Here is an 18,676-nt window from a genome sequence, read left to right on the forward strand (position 1 = left end):
GGGGATCTCTCAGCCGGGCGGGAACACTCTGAAACCAACCACACACACCCGCTCGGCTGATAACACCTTTATGTCTGCGCCGGGCTTCAGGGGATAGTTGTTCTTTCGGGCAGGGGGCAGTGCCGTTAGGCATCTGCTCCGGGCGGCTGCGACTTACCCGCTGTGACCTGTCGCCCACCCCTCTATTCAGCAGGGACCTGCCGGGGTAGAGCAGTGCGGTTACGCGAAGACGGCGAAGCCGAGAAGCGCAGCTTAGGTCGGCCTCAGCGGTGACCCAGCCATCGGGCTGACCACCTCCTGAGAAGAGGTCAGACGCTTGCGGGAGGTGTGGGGGTGATCTCCTCTCTGTGCGGGACAAAACCCGTGACAGATCCCCCAGAATGTGGCATGGTAAGAAGAGTAGGCGTGGCAGGAAATGCACGATGTCTACACCAGTGGACAGGAGCGCCCGATGGCCCTTCGAGACACGACCCAGACCCTGGCAGACACACCACGCCCTGGCGATGACGAGCGATTGACTGCAAAGCGGCGCGTCCGCTCCCAGCCTGCCGCAACGGCGAACACGAGCCGGCCCCACCATAGCCGGGAAACCGCCACCACGGAGGGCAAGCCCGTCTCGGCGCGGCTGTCGCCTGCCGAGAGGGAGGCGCTCGAAGCCCTGAAGGCGCGCCATGGCCTTGGCTCGACCTCGGACGCGCTTCGCGCCCTGGTGCGCTCTGCCTCGGGCCTGCTGGAGGCGGAGCCGGCAACGGCCAGCGGGCTTGAGGCGATCCGTGCCGAGCTGCACGGGATCGGCGTCGCCGTGAACGCGATCGCCCTGGCGGCGGGCCAGGGCCGGATCGATCCGGCTCATGAGCACTGGGCGGCACTCAGTACCCTGCGCCAGGCCCTGCCGGAGATGCGCTCCTATCTGCGGGCGGTGGTGGACGAGCAGCGCCGGCGCGGCATCCGGCTGTTTGCCGAGTTCAGGGAGGCCGAGCATGGCAAGCCTCGCGGATGACCTGATCGGCGAGATCCGGCTGCGCCGCCTCGGCGGCCGCGTGGCGCGGGACAGCGGGTTTGGCAAGGCGCGGGGACGCCGGTCGGGGGCAGGGGGGTCGTCCTTCTCGGCGCGAGCCCGCAATCTGTGGCGGGTCGGCCAGGGCTCGAACGCCGCGGTGCTGAAGAAGATCGCCCGCGGCGGCACGCAGACGCCGGTCCGGCTCAAGGCGCAGCTCCGGTATCTCTTCACGAAGTCCGAGGCCGTGTTCGGCAACACCATCGGGCTTGATCCCGACGCGGAGGGGCTGACGGCCGATCAGCGCCGCGCGATCGCGCTCGAGTGGTCGGACGGCTGGCGGGGCGAGCCCAAGAACGGCCACACCACGCATCTGCTCCTCTCCTTTCCTTATGATCTCTCGCCCAAGAAGGCCTTGCGGATTGCCGAGGCCTGGGCCTTCGAGATGTTCCAGTCAGGCACCCATATGCAGGATGAATGGGCCTATGTGGCGGCGCTGCATACCGACCGCTCGCATCCGCATGTGCATATCGTGGTGAACAACCGCGGGCTCGAGGAGGGCACCTGGTTCTTCATGGCGAAGGACCATGCCTTCAACCTCGCCATCATGAAGGAGCGCCTGGTCGAGATCGCGGGCGGAATGGGGGTGGAGCTTGATGCCTCCTCGCGGCTCGAGCGGGGCATCCTGACCTATGGGCCGAGCCGCGCCGAGATCGAGGGGGCCGCGCGCGAGCATCGCCCGGTGCGCGAGCGGGCGCTGCAGGGCCCGGCGCTTGAGGAGGGGCTGGCAGTGGTCACCCGCAGTGCGGCCACGCTCAGGACGCTGGCCGGGATCGCCAGCCTCGCCCGGCTGGAGGACGTCAAGATGGGCATGGAGCGGGCTGCCGCGATCCTCGAGACCGGCGGCATCGTGAGTTCGAAAACCCTGGAGGGTGAGATGATGGATGTGCAGAACACGGATAGCCCGCGGACCCGGCAGGATCTGGACCGGGTCTTCTCGGGCTGGCTCGACCGGGTCGAGGGCGAGATCGCCACGTTGGGACCCAAGGACCGGCGCAAGATGCGCCACGAACTGGCCAAGGTCACGACCGCGATCCTGCGCGATCTGGGCGATGCGCGCGGGGCCGAGCTGGTGCAGGAGCCGCCGCGCTCGACGCTTTACCGGACCGAACTGGACGGGGACGCCATTACCCGGGGCAGCGCGACACGGGTGCTGAGTGGAGAGACCACCCGCGAGATCCGCGCGGCAGTCGTGGCGGCGGCCGAGGCGGTGGGCATCGAGCGCGGCGCAATGGAGCGGCGGCTCGAGCATCGCGCCGCGAATGCCTGGCAGGAGCGGGAATGGGTCAAGGCGGATCTCAAGGCCGTCTCGGCCGCGCAAGGGCTCGATCTGGAGGACGCCAAGGGGCGCGCGCAGGCCGCAGATCTTCTGGACCGCTTCCATGCCCGGGCCACGACAATCCTGGACGGGGCCCTGGGGATCGGTGCGATCGAAAGGACCGCGCACCAGCAAGACGACGACCGCCTGGTCCGCACCCTGGAGACGCTGGCCACGGTGCACCACCGGCACGGCCGGGTGGAGTTCGAGCGGGAGGATCATGCCGAGCGCTTTGCCACCGACCTGAAGGAGCGCTACGGCGAGACGATCATGGCGCAGATCGCTTCAGGCGATGATCGGGCCTTGGCCTCCGACTTCCCCGAGCCGGTGCAGCGGCGCGAGATTGCCCGTGCCCTGGTGGCGGCGGCCGAGAGCCACGAAAGCATGGGGCTGTCCCGGCGGCAGGCCGAGCTGGCCCGGGAACGGCTCCTGGCGCGCGAACACAGCCGTGAGACACCGCAGCACGAGCTGCGCCGCAAGGATCACGATCTGGATCTCTGAAAGGGCGGCAAGCGGCGTTTGATCGGTCGGGACGTGCCTGACGACGCTGTCGCTGGCGCCACGACATGGGAGCCAAGAAAGTACCCGATGTTGCGGATCAAAAGTGTGACTTGATAACTGTTATGAATGCTGCCACTTTGGTTCCAGCATAAGGAGCAGGACATGCTGAGTGCCGAACTTGGACCGAAGCTTGAAGGCTATGTGGCGGAGCTTGTCGAAAGCGGCCGCTACAACTCGAAAAGTGAGGTCGTGCGCGAGGGCATCCGCCTGATCCAGGAGCGCGAGATGCGCCTGGCCGTGCTGGACCAGGCTCTGGCGCGTGGCATGGCCGATGCCGACGCAGGGCGGGTGCGGCCAGCTGCGGACGTGGCGGCCCGGCTGGAAGCCAGATACGAGGCATGGCCGCGCGGCACGGAATGATCGTCGAGATCACCGCCACGGCCGAGGCGGACCTGGAGGGGATCGGCGATTATATCGCGCGCGACAATCCTGCCCGCGCCGTGACCTTCATCCGGGAGCTTTACCAGTGCTGCATGGACTTGGCGGAGATGCCGCTGGCGTGGCCAATCGTGCCCCGCCATGAGCGCCACGGCATTCGGCGCCGGGTGCATGGGCGCTATCTGATCTTCTATCGCGTCACCCCTGAGCGGATCACGGTCCTGCATGTCGTGAACGGCGCCATGGACATCGAGGCGATCCTGTTCCCGGACGGGTGACGCCGCGGGGCACCAATCCCGAGCCGGATCGAAGCCCCGGGGACACCGGCATCGTGCCCTTGCTCACGACAAGTCGATCTCAACGGCAGCGGCCTTCGTTTCCCGCAGTTGGCGATCGAAATCGTCCATCCCGGCCTGGACTGCTGCAGCAACGTCATTGTCTACGACATCGGAGCCCGCCGGGACATCCGCCTCCTCCAGGACCGTCTGCGCCAGATGCCCGGTTGACGCCGCGGGCTCCCTTGCCGGATGGGGAGGTCGTCTCGAAGAATAGACGACCCGGGCATCGCGCAGCGCGGCCATTTCCGCCCGGAGGGTGTCGAGTTCGTCCCGCAGGGGATCGGGATAGGGCAGCGGTCCCTTCTGGGCGTCGACAAGGGCTTTGAACCGGGCGTCCTCATAATAGACGATCCGGTCAGCCAGAATGGGGTTCTGCCGCTCGGGGATCAGGATGACCTTGTCCGGGGCGAGCCTGCGGATCTCGTCGGGTGTCATCAGCGGACGCTCCTCGTTGCGCCGCGAGACCGACCGCTTCAACAAACCCTTGCCGTCCTGCGAGTAGCTGTCGCTCAGCGCCAGCCGGGTGGTCTTGCCCAGGGCCTCGGCCACCTCGCCGGCGGTCTTTTTCTCGTTGGGCGCGATATAGAGCTTCATCCCGGCGGCCGCCTCGATCGACAGCCGCTCGTTCTCGGAGTAGATGCTTTCCAGCCCCGGCACCGACTGGGTGATGATCGACACCCGCGCGCCATGACCGGCAAGCTGCTTCAGCGATTGCACGATGATCGGCATGGGGCCAAGCTGGTCGAACTCGTCGAGGATGATCTGCACGGGCCAGGGCTCCAGCTTCGGGTCAGGGATGCGCGCCCGCATGGTGGCGATCAGTTCGCCGAACATCAGCCGCAAGAGGGGCGCGAGTGTGGGGACGTCGTCCGAATTGGCGACAACATAGATCGCGTGCGGGCTGCGGCGGATGTCGTTCCAGGAAAAGTCGTTGACCGCCGTGACCTTGTCGATGCGCGGGTTCAGCCACAATCCCAGGCCCGCCCCGTCGAGGACCGAGACATAGGAGGACAGCGTCCGGTCCGAGTAGCCCGAGAAGTTCAGAAAGATCGTGGCCGAGGGAGCGTGGCGCGTCTCGCCCGCAAGCCTGCGAAAGGCGATCTCCTTGTTGGCGGTATCGAAAAGAAGACGGGCGATCGCGCCGATGCTGGCCGTGCCACGCTCGATGGCCAGCATCCCGGCGGCCACGAACAGCTGGCGCGCGCCTACGATGAAGTCCGACGCGCCGCCCTTCTCGGTCTTCGGGATCAGGAAATAGCTGGCGAGCTTCGAAAGTTCGGTAAAGCGTTGATCGGTGTCGGCGATGCGGGCGATCCGCTCAAGGGGATTGTAGCGGTGGGTCGGATGGTCGAAGTCGAAGGGCGCGATGCGAAACACCCGATCGCCCCCGCCCTGCCGGTGCCGGGCGGTCGCTTCGAAGATCTCGCCCTTGACGTCCATGATGACGCAGGAGCCGGGAAAAAGGAGTGTGTTCGGGATGACATAGCCTACCCCCTTGCCCGAGCGGGTCGGCGCGGCCACCAGGGCATGCGGAAACCTGTCATAGCTGCCGCAGACGAAGCGGCCCGTCCTGTGCGGTTGCCCGAACTTGCCGAACACCAAGCCCGAACCCAAGGGTTGCACGAGCCCGTTCCGCCGGACCTCGCGGCGGCTCTGGAAATGCGCCTTGCCGTAGGTTGTCAGCCGCCGGGAAACGGACAGGAACGCCGCCACAAGTCCCAGCAGCACCGTGCCCGCCAGAACGATCCCATAGGCCGATCGCCACGGCTCCCGTCCCGCCGCCCGCAGGCCCGGGAAATCGGTGAGGAGCACGAACGGATGCCCGGCGTTGGGGTTCATGCCTGATTGCCACTGCAGCCAAAGGCCGCCGATCATCAGGCCGACAAAGGCCCCGGTGATCAGCCCAACCGGAACGGCAACGCTCAGGCGGGTCATGGCCTTTCCCCATCGAGCCCCGGAAACCACGTCTCCAGGATGCCGCGATCAGTTCCGATCCGCCCGGTCTGCACGACGACATCGACGGACTGGAGAACATAGTCGCGGATCTCCGATAGCGTCAGCGGCATGCCTGCGCGCATCACTAGGAAGGCTAGCCTGTTGACGGCCTTGCGCGCGCTTGTGGCATGGATGGTGGTGACGCTGCCCTCGTGACCGGTGTTGATGGCCTCGAGGAAGGTGACCGCCTCGGTCCCACGGAGTTCGCCCAGGATGATCCGGTCGGGGCGCAGGCGCAGGGTCATTTCCAGGAGTCTGTCGGTCGAGCGCGCGGAGGCCTCATTCCGTTCGGCGATCAGGCTGACGGTGTTCTCCTGGCCGGGAAGCAGTTCGGATGCATCCTCGATCAGGGCCAGGCGATGCTCGTCTTTTACCATCCACAGGAGCCGCCGCGCCAGTTCGGTCTTGCCCGAGGAGGTGCCCCCCGAGATCACGAGGTTCATGCGCGCCTCGACGCAGGCCCGCAGGAAGGTGTCGGGATCCTCATCTTCGAGCGCCATCCGGCGGATCGCGCGCAAGAGTTCCAGCCGCTCTGCTTCCAGCGACACGGTCTGGTCGCGCAAAAAGTGGAAGGGCCGGGGGGCAGTGCCGGCTTCCCTGCGGCGGAACACCCGAACCGAGATCACCGTGCCCCCCGCCGAGGCGGGCGGGATGATGGCTTGGCAGCGCAGGGCTGCTCCGGTAACCTCGACAGTGGTCGAGATCGCGGGCTGGTTGTCGGTCAGGGTCAGGCGCTGCTTGTTGGCGATCAGACCCGCCAGATCCCTGACCTCGACGGGCGGGAGGATGATCCCGGCCAAGGACATATGACTGTCGCCTGCACGCTCGACCCAGACCCGGCCGTCGGCGTTGATGGCGATCTCGATGGTGGCCTCGTCGCCGATCAAGGGCTGCAGGATGCCAAGCCGGGTTTCCAGGTGGCCCACCTCCGTCATGGGAGCATTTCCAGGTCGGCGTTCACCATGACCATGATCACGGCGCCCTGATCGACGCTGATCGTGGCAGGGATGTCGATGTAGTCCTTGATCACCCCGCCGATCGCATCGCTGGCGTTGCTGCCAATGTTTTCCGCAGTGTCGCGGGCGATCCCGTCGTCGCTGCCCTCCTCGACGGCGGCCGCGAGCACCGCAGGGGCGGCGCCGATGATCGACACGGCTGCCGCCGCCGAAAAGCGTGCCAGGGTGCGGGTGTTGACCCGGCCCGTCACCCCTGCTCGGCCCACGCGGTCCGTCCCGTAGGCGGCAAGGTCGACCGACTGCCCGTCCGGCGTCACCACCCGGTCCCAGGCCACCATGATCCGCCGCTGGCCTTTCTCGATGGACGAGCTGTAGCGGCCAAACAGCCGCGAGCCGCGCGGGATCAGGACATTGGCCATGTCCATCGACCAGACGTCATAGCTGACCGTGGCCGCGACATTGCCTTCAAGCTGGCTGGAGATGGCGTTGGCAAGCGTGGCCTCGATGAGCGTGCCCTGGACCACGGTTCGCGAGGGTTCGGAAATGACCTCCGACTGGACGGCCTCGGAGCGGCCCGCGCGCCGGAAGCGCTCGGCGGCGTCAGACCGCTCGTCGGTGCCGCCCGCCCCGCTGTCTTCCCCTGTCCCGCTGCCGCCGCCGGCACGATAAGCGACCATCGCCGACTGCGTGCGGGCTTGCAGCAGGGCTTCTTCCTCGGCACGGCGCGCTTCCATCTCGGTTCGGCGCCGCTCAAGCTCTGCCAGCTGCTGCGCTTCCAGATCGGCCTGCACCTGCGTCTGGTTGGCCAGTTCGGCAGCAAGGTCCAGATCGGATTGCAGGCGCAGGTTCTCGCGGGTCAGCTCATCGAGCGCCTGGTCCTTGCCGGCCATGTCGACCTTCAGCTGGTCCAGCTCCGCGCGCAATGCCTCGAGATCGGCGGCGGAGGTTTCCGGGTTGGCTCTGGCTGCGGCCAACTCGGCCCGGACCGCCGCGAGTTCAGCCCTGGCCCGCTCCAGGGCCGCGCGCGCTGCCGCCGCATCAGCCGGGGCCTGCGGATCGGCAACCGTTCGTACCTCGGTGCGCGTGTCCGGCAGCGCTTGCGCAGGGTTTGGCTCGTTCTCGGTCAGCGTGAAGCCGTCAAGTCCGCTGTCGTCTTGGAACTCGCGAACCTCCGAGGTCGGCAGGGGAGACGGAGCCGGATCTCCCGATGGGACCACCGTCGCCACATAGGCGCCCCCGGCAAGTCCCGCCGCCAGCATCCCCGCAGGCAGCGCCAAGCGCCGCCACAGGGGCGGCCTGGCTGCCGGTGGCTGCATCCGGCGCAGCCGTTCCTGCAGGGGATCGGCTTCTGCCATCAGCGCGTCCTCTGCCCGGCACCAGGCTTCGTGCCCTCCACGCAGACATGGGCGTCGCCATGGCGCAGTACCCAGCGTTCCGAGCGCGCGCCGACGGTGATGACGGTGCCGTTCACACTGGTGTTGACGCTGTACTCCCGGCCCCTTGCATCGGCCCGGAAGACCGACGGGATCGGCGCGCCCGGCGGGATCTGGAACAGTGTGCGCTTGCCGTCATCCGAGATCCCGATCGGCGCGAACTCCGCGGCACCCCTGCGACTCAGGACGCGGTAGGTCATCGGCACCTCCGCCGGGATTGCCGCTGCCGCGGCCGCCCCGCGGGAACGAGACCCGCCGCTGCCCGGCACGGTGAACTTCACCGACCAGTGGGGCGTGGCCCGCGAGGACTCCACGGCATGGATGAAGTAGAAGCGCCGGTTGGTCTCAACCGTCAGATTGGTGCTGACGCCGTCGAGGACGGGCTTGACGGTAAAGACGTTGGAGCCTTCAAGCTTCTCGACTTGAAAGGCCTCGCTGTCGCCGATGGCAATCGAGCGGATCGTCTCGCCATCCCCAAGTTCGACCAGAGTGACGTTCCGGACCCGGGTGTTGATGGTATAAACCTGCCCCTCCTGAAAGGTGGCATAGGTCAGGCGGCTGTCATTTCCACCCGCGCGGGGGCGCGCTTCCGCATAGGCCAGGGCGGGCAGGGACAGCGCGAGCAGCGCGACGATGGTGACGGAGCGGATCATGGCCGGACCTCCATATCCTGAGCCTCAAAGCTTTCCGCCGTGATGCGGTAATCAGTGACGGTGAAGCCGAAGGGGTTCTCCCAGACGAGTTCCACCGCACTCGCGGTCGTGGGCTCGAAGGCATAGCGGACCGTGGCATAGAACTTGCCGATCCTGTCCGGCTCGCCGGGCTTCTCGAGGCGCTTGGTAAAGCGGACCTGGGCGGTGTTCTCGGCGACCGGCGTGATCGAGAGCACATCCACGACGACCTTGCCGCTCGCGCCATAGATCAGCGGCGGATAGTTTGGGTTCGTCTTGTTCCATTGTGCCTTCAGCGCCGCCTGCACGCGGGTCGCGGACATGCGGTAGACGCGCAGGATGCGGGCCTCGTTGTCGGCCTCGTCATAGGTCTCGCGGTTCTTGACGTAGTTGTAGAGGAGCGACTGCTCGACAGCGGCACCCTGCTCGACACCGGCCGCCTCGATCCGCACCGCGCGCTCAGCCAGACCGGTGTCCTTGTCCACGATGGTTACGAAAGCCTGTGTTTCCTTCAGGGGCAGCGTCAGCCCTGCGACGGCGACCCCGCCAAGGCCCACCAAAACCCCGCCGATGGCCACACCCCATGCCAACCGCTCGCGCCGGCGGACACCGAAGATCAGTTCGGTTTCCAGGATCGTCCTGCTGTCAGCCTCGCCGTCCTTCATGGTCTTCTCCAGAACTTGGATGCCTCATTGGCTGCTGTCACCCTTGCCCCGCATGATGTTGATGCCGCGCAGCTTGGCGCGCAGATCGGCGCCCTTCTCGGCCCATGCTCGGTCCCGAGCACGGGCGGCAAGCATCGGCGTCTTGCCCGTGACAACCCCGGATAGAAGGGCCTCCCCACGGGCCTTGAGCGCCTCTCCTCCCCTGCGTATCCCGGCTCCGGCCGCAGTTGCAGGAAGCAGCACCGGACGCCCGACCAGCCGCACCGCCTCGGGGGCGAAGTTGGCCAGATTGAAGTTGCCGGTGATGTTGGCCGCCGCAGTCGGGATCGCCAGCAGTGCGAAGATGCCCACAAAGGCGACGCACATAAAACCGAGGATCATGGAAAAATCCCGCACCTCGGCTTGCGGTCTGAACTGCGCTTCGGCCATTGCGACAACCGCGCCAATCACTGCAGCTGCCGCAATGGGGTAAAGCAGGTATCCTACGAACGAGGTGAGCCAAGCTTCGAAGAGGCTCTTGGTGCGCTCGAACAGCGTGGCAATCATCGCTAGCGGTGCCACACCCAATAAGAACGCGATCATGATCTTCGAGAAGCCGACGATCAGCACATAGGCCGCCATCAGGATCGACAAGATGATGAACAGGAACCCGGCGATCACGCCCCGGGCGATGGCACTTTGAGCCGCCGCGGCCCCGTCCGCCACATCCGACATCTGCACCGCGAACTTGTCCATGGCCGCCTCGGGCGTGGCTGCCCCGCCGTGAAAGAAGCTAAGGGCAAGATTGCCCGCGCCTGAAGAGAGCGCATCATAGATCGTGCCGAAGTTCGCCCAGGAGCGGGCAAACAGGAAGACCAGCACGATCCTTGACACGACCTGCCAAGCATCGCGCATGGACAGCCGATAAGCCCCAAGCGCCATGTTGACCCCGACCAAGGCGATCAGGAGCGTGGTCACGATCGTCAGCATGGGGTCGAGAGCATCGGCAGTCGACGTGAAGTATGTCTCGCCAACGTCGAGGACTGCTGCGTCCAGGTCGCCGAGAATGGTTTCCACCAAGGCCATCAGTATTCTCCACACATGGCGTCGACGATCTTGATCTGTCGTTCGTAGGCTTCGTAGAGGCCGCGGGTGTGGTCAGGCGTAAGGACATCCACGTCCAATTCCTTGCGCAACCGATCCTCGAACCTGACCACCGTCTCGTGTGGGATGATTTTTCCGGCACAGGTGCAGTCCTGTGTTGCGATGACATTCGTCGTTGAAAGATAAACCGCAATGTCTCGGTAGGCGCGATCGCCAGGCTTATTGGATCGGCGCAGATTGGCATTCATCTCCGGTGTAGGCTCGCAGGTCCGGTTCGGTTGGTTCTGATCTGCGCTTGGCACCCGTTCGACACTCGACACGTCAACATCGGATGACAGGTCGAGGTTCAGGAAATCCTCCTCGGCTTTCCGTTCCGCCTCGCTCATTTCGGCCTGTTGGTCCAAGAGTTCCTGCAGTTCCGGCTCGGGGAGGTCAGGAGGCGCTCCGGAGGTTTGCGCCAGGCCCATCGTGCCAATGCCCAGGATCACCAGCCCGCTCAGCAATGCCGTCCGTCTCATGGTCAGTCCTCCAGCTTCATGCGCAGGTACCTTTCCTCGTCGGCCGCGGTTGCCGCGTCCATGACGCCCATGTTACCCTGACCGACCGTCTGGATCGCCTCCATCGACCAGACATTGGCAAGCGCAATGCCAAGCTCGGCGGTGACCCGCGTGTTGAGATCGATGGCTTCCTTCAGCCCGGCCGTGTCAGGGATGGTCTGCACGAGACCATCGAGCCGCGTCAGGCTGTCCGTCGCCGCCTGTGCCGAGCTTTCCGCGGCCACGCTCATGAAGGCATTGACGTTGGCGGACTGCCCGATCCTGGCCGCTGTGTGGTCCTCGCTGCTGGCCAGCGTGTCGACGCGCTCCCGCGTGAGGCCCGCGGTTGCAAAGGTGCCGTCCACATGACCCGTGACGGTGCGCCCGCTGCCCAGGACATCGCCCGAGGCCAGCACGCGGGTCCAGTCGCCCATGCGCGCGGCCTCGACCGAGGTAGTCAGGTCCGAGAACCCAGGCAGGATGTCTCGGAGGAAGCTCTCGGGATCGACGCCGAGGTCGGCCAGGGTGAGCCCATCGCGCAAGGCGCGGATCTGGTCCTGCAGCAGCACGATCTGCTGGAGAAGCTGTGTCGTCTGCTCGTCGAGCTTGAGGTTCTGGGCGATCTGCTCCTTCAGCTGCAGCTTTGCCTCGGTCAGCTGTTCGGCGAGCTTGGCCAGGCTTGTTGCGTCAATGGTGGGCACGCCTTGTCCGCCGGCGGGCAGGGCCAGGACGCCGGACAGGGCGCCGAGTGCGAGTGCTTTCGAGATCCGTCTCATCCGTCGATCCTCATGTTCAGGTAATCCTCGTCCCGCGCATAGGCTTCGAGGAGCAGCGCGGTGCGGGCGGCCTCGACCTTGCGCTCCACCGCCTGCAGCCGGGTCAGGATCACCGCCATGCGCGCCACCTCGGCGCGGGCATAGGTGTTGAGATCCATGGCGGCCTTCGCGGACCGGGTCGCCTCGACCTGCCGCAGGATGTCCTGCAGCCGGGTCATGGAGCCCGCCATGGTGTTCAGGCTGACCGCGGCATAGCCCCCGGCCGCGTCCGAGACGTTGGAGGCCTCGGCAATCACCATGTCGCGCGGATCAAGCGTGCCGACGGCCTGCGGATCGCCGCCCATGCGCGCCGCATAGCGGTTGTAGTAGCCGGTGATCTTCGCGACGTAGGTCCGGGTCTCCGCGTAGGGCGGGATGCCGCCATATCTCGAGACGGCGCCGGGTCCGGCATTGTAGGCGGCAAGCGCCAGCGGCATGGTCCCGAACCTGCCGAGCCCCTTCAGGAGATAGCGCGCGCCGCCATCAAGCTGGGTGCGGGGATCCTGGCGGCTGCCATCGTCAGGAATGCCCAGCTCGGTGAAGGTGCCCGGCATGATCTGGGTCAGCCCGAATGCGCCCACAGGGCTGCGGGCGCCGATGGAGAAGTTCGACTCCTGCTTGACGAGCGCCTGCAGCCAGCAGCGGAACTCGACCGCATCGATGCCCGACCGCGCCAGCGCCGGGTGTCCGGCATGCGCCCGCGCGGTGTCGGAGATCATCTGCTCGATCGTGAGGGGGGCATCGCCCATGATGCGGGCGGCATAAGGGTTGTTGTCGGGGGCGGCGTAGAGTTCCGCGGCACCCGTGAAGGCACCATCGCCCGAGACCCCCGCGGCTTCGAGGCCCGGCACGAAGCGGGAAGTCTCGGACAGCAGATCGAGCGTCTCCTGCGCCGCCGCCAGCTGATCGCCCCGCGCGCCGACCTGTCGGAGCCGCTCTTCGTTCTTGGCCTGCAGCTCCTCTGTCCTGGCCGCCTCCTCGCGCAGGCCGAGCACCTCTAGGGCTACCTTTTTCGCATCGATCACCGGCACGCCTTGCCCCGCCACGCCTGCGGGGATCACCACAAGGGCGATCAGGATGCAGGCGGGAGCGGAAACGCGGGCCTGCATCGCACCTCCTCCTACCGGCAGTCGCTTGTGGCCAGGAAGGCCATGCCCGACCAGCAGTTGGTCTTGCGGATCGGCGGGTCGCCGCAGCCCGCGAGCAGGGCGGCCAAGCCCGCGAGCATCAGGAGCTTACGCATCGTGGGTCCTCCAGAAATGCGGCCGCGTGGCATAGTCGGCGCCAAAGGCTCGGTGGCCAGCCTCGCCCCCACCAAGCGCCGTGAGGAGGGAGCCGAGCGGCGAGAGATCGACGTCCAGGATCGTGGAGCCGTCACCGTGGCGCCACAGCGCCTGGCGCTCGGCCGTGCGTCCCGTCAGGATGAAGTGCAACTCGTTGTCGGTGAAGCCGAAGCCCTCGTAGTCCGCGACATCGGCAGCCCGGTTGGGGAAGATCATCTGGTTCGGCAGGGCCTGGATGATCGCGCCGGAGTGGCTGTCGCGGATCTGGGATGGGAACTGCGTGAGCAGGACGACCACGACATTGAGCTTGCGCACGGTGACCAGCCACTTCGGCAGCCAGCAGGCAAAGAACGTGTCGTCAAAGACCGTGGAGGCCTCGTCGATCACGAGAAGGGTCGGGCGCTTCTCCTCGAAGAGAAGCTCAAGGCGTCGGAAGATGTAGGACAGCACCGCCGTGCGTTCCGTGGCCATGGACAGGATTTCGGTCAGGTCGATCCCCGTCACGGGCGCGGTGAGATCGATCACCGGCTGATCGGCGTCCCCGAAGACCCACGCATAGCGCCCTTCGGGTGCCCATTCGGCAAGTTTCATGGCCAGGTCGCGGTTATCCCCCACATCGCCGATCAGGTCCCCGAAATGAGCGAAGGTCCTGAGCGCCTCCGGCGCCTGGCCGTTCTGGCGAACGGCCCCTTTGAGCGCCTCGGCCTGCTGCGGCGTAAGCCGGGGGCCGTCGCACTCGACTAGCCGGGCCAGCCAGCCCAGAAGCCAGGCCTCGCCGCGGGGGCCGAGCTCCGTCAGAAGCGGATTGAGCCCGGTGGGCTGACCCGCGCGAATGGCCGCATACCGGCCCCCAAGCGCCGTGATCGCCATGCGCAGTGCCTGGTCCTTGTCAAAGAGGATCATCCGGGCACCCGTTCGCTGTGCCTGCGCGACCAGAAACGCCATCAGCGAGGACTTGCCGCTGCCCGAGGGGCCAAGACACAGCGTGTGTCCGATGGTGGGCTCCGCCTTGGGATCGCCAGGCGCATGGAAGCTGAAGCGATGCGCGGCACCCGTTACCGTCTGAAACACCGTGAGCGGCGTGTGCCAGGGCACGGCCTCTGCCCGGGTGCCCGCGCTTGCCATGTGGAAGGACGCCATGTCGGCGAAGTTGATCGACTTGGTGAGCGGGTTCCAGATCTCGTAGTCCCGGTTGCCGGGATGGGCCGCAAAGTAGGTGGCGGCCATTGTGTCGTTGCAGCGCACCAGCTTGATCCTGGCCTGTTCGGCCACGCCGCGGACCTGGGACACTCTGGCCTCCAGCGCGGCAGGGCTATCGGCGAAGACCGTGATCGTCAGCTGGTGCTCGCCGAAGCCGCAGCGGCCCGACTCCACATCGTCATAGGTCTCGTGCAGGTCGGCGGCAATGGAGCCGACCAGATCGCCCGCGGCCTCCATCTGCTGGATGCGGCGCTTGGCCAGTTCGCTGACCTTGTTCATGGCAACGGGTGTATAGGAGTGCGAGATCACCGTGTCGGTGCCGGCGTCAAGGGCATCGAGCATGCCGGGCCAGGTCTGCTGGGCATTGCGCCAGACCGACAGGACGGCCGCATGGCGCGGTCCGTCGAAGCCGTCGCGGAACTCGGCCACCGGTCCCCTGAAGCGGAGGGATATGAGCGAGACATCCTCGGCGATCAGCGTGTGCAGCCCGCGATACTCGGGCCGGTAAAACCCGGTGCCGATGGCGGCGTAGAAGCCGAGAAGCGTGCCGTCGCTGATCCTGAGGCGATGGCCCTTCAGCGGCAGGCTGGTCTCCAGGATCGAGACGACCTCGCGGAGCTCTCCAAGGCGTTCCGCGGTGTTGCGGTCGAGAAGCCGCCCGGCGGCCTTCGCAAAAAGCGGCACCCTGAGCGGCACCCGTTTGTTGCGCACCACCGTCAGCACCAGCATGAACTCGCGCAGGGCACGGCCGGACAAATGGCCGCGCCATGCTGTCTCCACGTCCTGCGCGAAGCCCTCGCCATAAAGGGGCTTCAGGCTGAGCGCGGCGGGCCGCATCAGCCGGTGGATGTAGAAGCTGAACCGGTCATCAAGCCCGTCGAGGATGGCCGCGAAGCTGCGGGCCAGATCGAGGATGTCTCGGTCGGAGGCGGTGATCCCGTCGATGCCGCCGATCTCCAGGCTCATCATCAGCGCGTTCTCGCGGGTGCGCACCGTGTGATCGTCGATCTCCAGCGCATAGGGCATCTCCGCATAGACCTGCGGCGATCTCGGCACATGGCGCCGCGCGCGTTCGCTGACAGGAAGAGATCGGGCGCTAAACATAATGGCGGCCTGCCCTTCGTTTCCTGCGGGAGAGGGGCGGCGGGGTCTTCCTCATCACCACCACCACGGCCTTGTGGCCGTTCGGGTTGATCGCGGTGATCAGGCGGGCAAGGCCGTACCAGAGAGGTGCGGTCAGCAGCCAGGAGGCGGCCTTGACCCAGATGAAGGGCAGCATCACAAGCGCGCCAACCGCCATCGTGTAGGGCATCGGTAGCCCCAGGAGCTTGGCCTGGCGCGACAACCCGAGAATGACGGCATGGCGCTCCATCAGCTGAAGACCGCCTTCAGGTCCGCGACAAAGCCCGGCGCGCCGAAGACCAGGAGGGCGCCGACGGCAATCATCAGCACCCACATCCAGCTGATCTTGTTGAAGGCGGCCGCGAAGCCGGCCAGAACAATGGCCACCGTAAAGAACACGGTGGCGATGTTGCCGCGGATCCAGGTGACGAAGTCGTTGCCGACCGTGTCGGCTTTCGAGAAGTCCACGCCGGATTGCGCCAGGGCTTCGCCAGCCAGAGCGGTCACCAGGAGCGCGGCGAGGAGGAAGAACATCAGGAAACGGATCGAAGCCATGAGGGTGGCCTTTCCTAGTTTCGGAGGAGGCGGTCTCGTTCCGCCAGCACGCGGATCACGTAGTCGCGGGTTTCCCGGTAGGGCGGAACACCCCTGTATCTTTGGACGGCGCCAGGCCCGGCATTGTAGGCGGCAAGCGCCAGGAGCGGAGAGCGGAACACCTGCAACTGCAGGAGCAGGTAGCGGGCGCCGCCGTCGAGGTTCTGCATCGGGTCGTGCGGGTTCACGCCGAGCTTGGCGGCCGTACCCGGCATCAGTTGGGCGTAGCCTATGGCACCCTTGGAACTCCGGGCGCGCGGGTTGAAGCGCGACTCCTGCCAGACCAGGGCCTGAAACAGAGCGGCCCACTCCCGGGGCGGAATATCATTCTGCGTCAGGGCAGGGTGGTGCTGGTAGCGGAGCGCCACGGCTCGTGTGGCAGCAATGCCGGATGAGCGACTGGCAGAGGCAGGCAGGGCAGATCGCGATGCATCCTGCGGAGCCAAGAGCATCATGGTACTGCCGGAGTTGGCCGCTCCCTTTTCGAGGGCCGCCCCTTCTCGCATTTGCAGGTTGATGCGACGGCCATCAGCATCGAAGCGCTGTACAGAACTGGAACCCGGGATATCGATCTGCCTTCCGCTTGCATCAAAGCGGATGACGTCGGCTGCGGCGGGCGAGACAAGTCCAATCAGACTGATGAAGATTGCTGTCCTGAGAGACCTGTGTTGCCCGCGTTTGACGGAGGTCGCAGGATCCGTGACGAGAACAGAAGCAAAATTCCCGCGGTCTGGACGATATCTATTCTGAAACGCGGACGCCCTTGAGGCGCCTTGATTGCCTGAGCTAGAGCCGCGCGACCATGGTGATGCCTTTGGCTCCAGGAATGACTGTGGCGGTGATGCCCAAATCCATCTGGGCGTTGAACAATCCGGTGGTGGTCTTGATTTCTTTGTACGCGTAATCTGACGGATCAAGCTTACGACCAGATTGCTCAGCCCGCCGCCGTTCGCGGTACAGGTCCCTCTGAGTGACGACCACACCGAAACGACCTGTTTCCGGCTCGAAGGCCACCAAGTACCAAGAACCTCGAACCGTGTTTTGTGCCGGTACAGGATCTTCGGCACAAACAACGTGAAGCTCCCAACCGTCCCGCAGTTTTTCTCTGCACATGTCAAGGGTGAGCACCTCGTTGCTAACCTGGACTTGGTTGGTCATGCGACGCGCTCCCCAAAGGCAGTCTGACGCGTCTACGCCAGACTATCAAAATACGTATTCACAAGGCAAGTAGGTAAAACATTGATTTCCACCCCGGCTGCCGAGTCTTTGTTATCCGTGTTGGCCAAGACTCTTCAAGCTATGGCAACTCGATCGATGTGATCGTCTTCCGCTCAACTTTAGCTGATATTTGAGCAGCTTGATGCCGGGGAGATTTCGCCAGAACGAAACTGTTCGAGGCAACCTGAGACTGCCCATTTCGCGTCCGCCGGTGACTCTACCCGCGCATGCTGCCAGCAGCGGCTTCCAGCCAGTTTAGCCACCACGAACCATGACGGTCCCGACGAAGGTGTCTGCTGCCAAGCCTGCCCCAGCAGACATATCGACGAACAACCAGGCGTCGTTGCGCATCTTAGCGCTGGTGATCATTGCCACCCTCTCACCGCGCTCGCGATGACGGAGAGGACCTATGCAAGAAAACGAAAGTCCAAATCCTTCAGGGGTAACGACGGAGTAATGCCCTTAATTTCAATCCGGATAAAATAACATAAGGGGGGATTGATAAAGAATAATGGCCGCAGTTTGCTTCCAGGATATCCAGCGTGGCTCCGGCGTCTTTCAGCCGGTCGACAAACCGCTTCGACAGTTCAGGTAACACAACCTTGTCTCTCAAGGCCAGAACAATCAAAATGTCCAAATCTGGCCGAGCTAGCTTGTCGGTGTAGTTCTCCAGGTTCAATGGACCCCAAGCCCTGTTTAGATCACGTAAATTGATCTTGGACTCCAAGCTCTCCCGGATCGATTGTGTTGCACGACCGGTCCAAACCATATCGGCAAGACTTCCTGCCGTCAAAAACAACGCAGCTTTCTTGACGGTGATATCGTGCGCTGCGATCAGTCCTGCTACCCAAGAGCCTAAACTTATTCCGAGTACGGATATCCCCTTGTAACCCTCGGCCCTGAGCCATCGTATGAGCTTCCTGCCATCCAGTACTGCTTGCTTTACGGACCGGATCGTTCTGCCGAGATTGGCACTAAGCATATAGTCGGCATGAAAGGAGGCCGGACGCTTGCGTTCGAGGTGATAGGGCAGGGCGATCTCAACAACCGTTACACCTTGCCGAGAAAAAAACTTTGCTAGCAGATCATTCCGGGATCGTGCATTCCAATGATGGAACACGACCAACGCCTGATCCAAAGACCTGCCGGTTGTAATCTTAGCGAACGCCGTATTGTTCTCGTTAGTCTCCGTGGCGATATCTGAGGGGAAACTGATCCATCCATTTCGAGCTTCGATGGATATATCAGGTCCAATCGGTTCATCGAAGTACGAAGGGTCTGCAACGGCTTGATCGGCAAGGTCACAAAAGTCTGCAACACTGGCGACGCTGCCGGCCCTTGGGAAGGCCAATTCGGAAGCAAGGACAAAGTCCGTTGCCTTCTTTCCTTCCTCTCCGCGCTGCGCTCGGCGTTCATCCCAACGATCAAGCCAGCTGTGGTACATGGGGATCGT

At 64.9% G+C, this 18,676-nt stretch carries 20 protein-coding genes; 4 read left to right on the forward strand and 16 right to left on the reverse strand.

Going from position 1 to position 18,676, the window contains the following annotated elements; translation table 11 throughout:
- Window positions 1-451 precede the first annotated feature (451 nt).
- The 4 genes from OC159_RS12035 to OC159_RS12050 all read left to right on the forward strand — a co-directional run bounded on the left by OC159_RS12035 (window position 452) and on the right by OC159_RS12050 (window position 3,592).
- On the forward strand, window positions 452-1,000 hold the full coding sequence (locus OC159_RS12035; RefSeq protein ID WP_265501422.1) for a DNA mobilization endonuclease VirD1/MobC family subunit: 549 nt from the start codon (window positions 452-454) through the stop codon (window positions 998-1,000).
- A complete protein-coding gene (locus OC159_RS12040) occupies window positions 981-2,876 on the forward strand; it encodes a relaxase/mobilization nuclease domain-containing protein (protein WP_265501424.1) in 1,896 nt (631 codons plus the stop codon). The genes OC159_RS12035 and OC159_RS12040 overlap by 20 nt, the downstream gene beginning before the upstream one ends.
- 162 nt (window positions 2,877-3,038) lie before the next feature.
- Window positions 3,039-3,296, forward strand: a complete 258-nt coding sequence (locus OC159_RS12045; RefSeq protein ID WP_167623734.1) for a type II toxin-antitoxin system ParD family antitoxin — start codon at window positions 3,039-3,041, stop codon at window positions 3,294-3,296.
- Complete coding sequence (locus OC159_RS12050) at window positions 3,275-3,592, forward strand: type II toxin-antitoxin system RelE/ParE family toxin (RefSeq protein WP_265501426.1); 318 nt, start codon at window positions 3,275-3,277, stop codon at window positions 3,590-3,592. The genes OC159_RS12045 and OC159_RS12050 overlap by 22 nt, the downstream gene beginning before the upstream one ends.
- A 63-nt stretch (window positions 3,593-3,655) precedes the next feature.
- Here OC159_RS12050 and OC159_RS12055 read toward each other — a convergent pair whose 3' ends face one another.
- The 16 genes from OC159_RS12055 to OC159_RS12130 all read right to left on the reverse strand — a co-directional run bounded on the left by OC159_RS12055 (window position 3,656) and on the right by OC159_RS12130 (window position 18,667).
- Window positions 3,656-5,587 carry a type IV secretory system conjugative DNA transfer family protein gene (locus OC159_RS12055; protein ID WP_265501427.1) on the reverse strand — a complete coding sequence of 644 codons (1,932 nt, stop codon included), beginning with the start codon at window positions 5,585-5,587 and terminating at the stop codon, window positions 3,656-3,658.
- A complete protein-coding gene (locus OC159_RS12060; protein WP_167623737.1) occupies window positions 5,584-6,582 on the reverse strand; it encodes an ATPase, T2SS/T4P/T4SS family in 999 nt (332 codons plus the stop codon). The genes OC159_RS12055 and OC159_RS12060 overlap by 4 nt, the downstream gene beginning before the upstream one ends.
- Window positions 6,579-7,958 (reverse strand): TrbI/VirB10 family protein, encoded by a 1,380-nt coding sequence (locus OC159_RS12065; RefSeq protein ID WP_167623738.1) that lies wholly within the window; start codon window positions 7,956-7,958, stop codon window positions 6,579-6,581. The genes OC159_RS12060 and OC159_RS12065 overlap by 4 nt, the downstream gene beginning before the upstream one ends.
- Window positions 7,958-8,689, reverse strand: a complete 732-nt coding sequence (locus tag OC159_RS12070) for a TrbG/VirB9 family P-type conjugative transfer protein (RefSeq protein ID WP_265501428.1) — start codon at window positions 8,687-8,689, stop codon at window positions 7,958-7,960. The genes OC159_RS12065 and OC159_RS12070 overlap by 1 nt, the downstream gene beginning before the upstream one ends.
- The gene (locus OC159_RS12075; RefSeq protein ID WP_265501429.1) at window positions 8,686-9,372 is read right to left on the reverse strand and encodes a virB8 family protein; all 687 of its coding nucleotides are present in this window, start codon (window positions 9,370-9,372) and stop codon (window positions 8,686-8,688) included. Before OC159_RS12075 ends, OC159_RS12070 begins: the two co-directional genes overlap by 4 nt.
- 24 nt (window positions 9,373-9,396) lie before the next feature.
- A complete protein-coding gene (locus OC159_RS12080) occupies window positions 9,397-10,437 on the reverse strand; it encodes a type IV secretion system protein (RefSeq protein ID WP_265501430.1) in 1,041 nt (346 codons plus the stop codon).
- On the reverse strand, window positions 10,437-10,973 hold the full coding sequence (locus tag OC159_RS12085; protein ID WP_167623742.1) for a hypothetical protein: 537 nt from the start codon (window positions 10,971-10,973) through the stop codon (window positions 10,437-10,439). Before OC159_RS12085 ends, OC159_RS12080 begins: the two co-directional genes overlap by 1 nt.
- 2 nt (window positions 10,974-10,975) lie before the next feature.
- Window positions 10,976-11,767 (reverse strand): type IV secretion system protein, encoded by a 792-nt coding sequence (locus OC159_RS12090; protein ID WP_265501431.1) that lies wholly within the window; start codon window positions 11,765-11,767, stop codon window positions 10,976-10,978.
- A complete protein-coding gene (locus tag OC159_RS12095) occupies window positions 11,764-12,915 on the reverse strand; it encodes a lytic transglycosylase domain-containing protein (RefSeq protein ID WP_265501432.1) in 1,152 nt (383 codons plus the stop codon). The genes OC159_RS12090 and OC159_RS12095 overlap by 4 nt, the downstream gene beginning before the upstream one ends.
- A gap of 11 nt (window positions 12,916-12,926) precedes the next feature.
- Window positions 12,927-13,049 carry a lipoprotein gene (locus tag OC159_RS12100; RefSeq protein WP_255432416.1) on the reverse strand — a complete coding sequence of 41 codons (123 nt, stop codon included), beginning with the start codon at window positions 13,047-13,049 and terminating at the stop codon, window positions 12,927-12,929.
- Window positions 13,042-15,393: a VirB4 family type IV secretion/conjugal transfer ATPase gene (locus tag OC159_RS12105; protein WP_265501434.1), complete on the reverse strand. Its 2,352-nt coding sequence runs from the start codon at window positions 15,391-15,393 to the stop codon at window positions 13,042-13,044. The genes OC159_RS12100 and OC159_RS12105 overlap by 8 nt, the downstream gene beginning before the upstream one ends.
- A complete protein-coding gene (locus OC159_RS12110) occupies window positions 15,386-15,661 on the reverse strand; it encodes a VirB3 family type IV secretion system protein (protein WP_265501435.1) in 276 nt (91 codons plus the stop codon). The genes OC159_RS12105 and OC159_RS12110 overlap by 8 nt, the downstream gene beginning before the upstream one ends.
- Window positions 15,661-15,966 carry a TrbC/VirB2 family protein gene (locus OC159_RS12115; protein ID WP_167623748.1) on the reverse strand — a complete coding sequence of 102 codons (306 nt, stop codon included), beginning with the start codon at window positions 15,964-15,966 and terminating at the stop codon, window positions 15,661-15,663. Before OC159_RS12115 ends, OC159_RS12110 begins: the two co-directional genes overlap by 1 nt.
- 14 nt (window positions 15,967-15,980) lie before the next feature.
- Window positions 15,981-16,373 (reverse strand): lytic transglycosylase domain-containing protein, encoded by a 393-nt coding sequence (locus tag OC159_RS12120; protein WP_240544805.1) that lies wholly within the window; start codon window positions 16,371-16,373, stop codon window positions 15,981-15,983.
- A 418-nt stretch (window positions 16,374-16,791) separates the two neighbouring features.
- The gene (locus OC159_RS12125; protein WP_265501436.1) at window positions 16,792-17,163 is read right to left on the reverse strand and encodes a hypothetical protein; all 372 of its coding nucleotides are present in this window, start codon (window positions 17,161-17,163) and stop codon (window positions 16,792-16,794) included.
- A gap of 496 nt (window positions 17,164-17,659) precedes the next feature.
- The gene (locus OC159_RS12130) at window positions 17,660-18,667 is read right to left on the reverse strand and encodes an alpha/beta hydrolase family protein (RefSeq protein WP_265501437.1); all 1,008 of its coding nucleotides are present in this window, start codon (window positions 18,665-18,667) and stop codon (window positions 17,660-17,662) included.
- Window positions 18,668-18,676: the final 9 nt, after the last annotated feature.

Origin of the sequence: Paracoccus beibuensis (assembly GCF_026162625.1) — a bacterium.
Taxonomy (GTDB): Bacteria; Pseudomonadota; Alphaproteobacteria; order Rhodobacterales; family Rhodobacteraceae; genus Paracoccus; species Paracoccus beibuensis.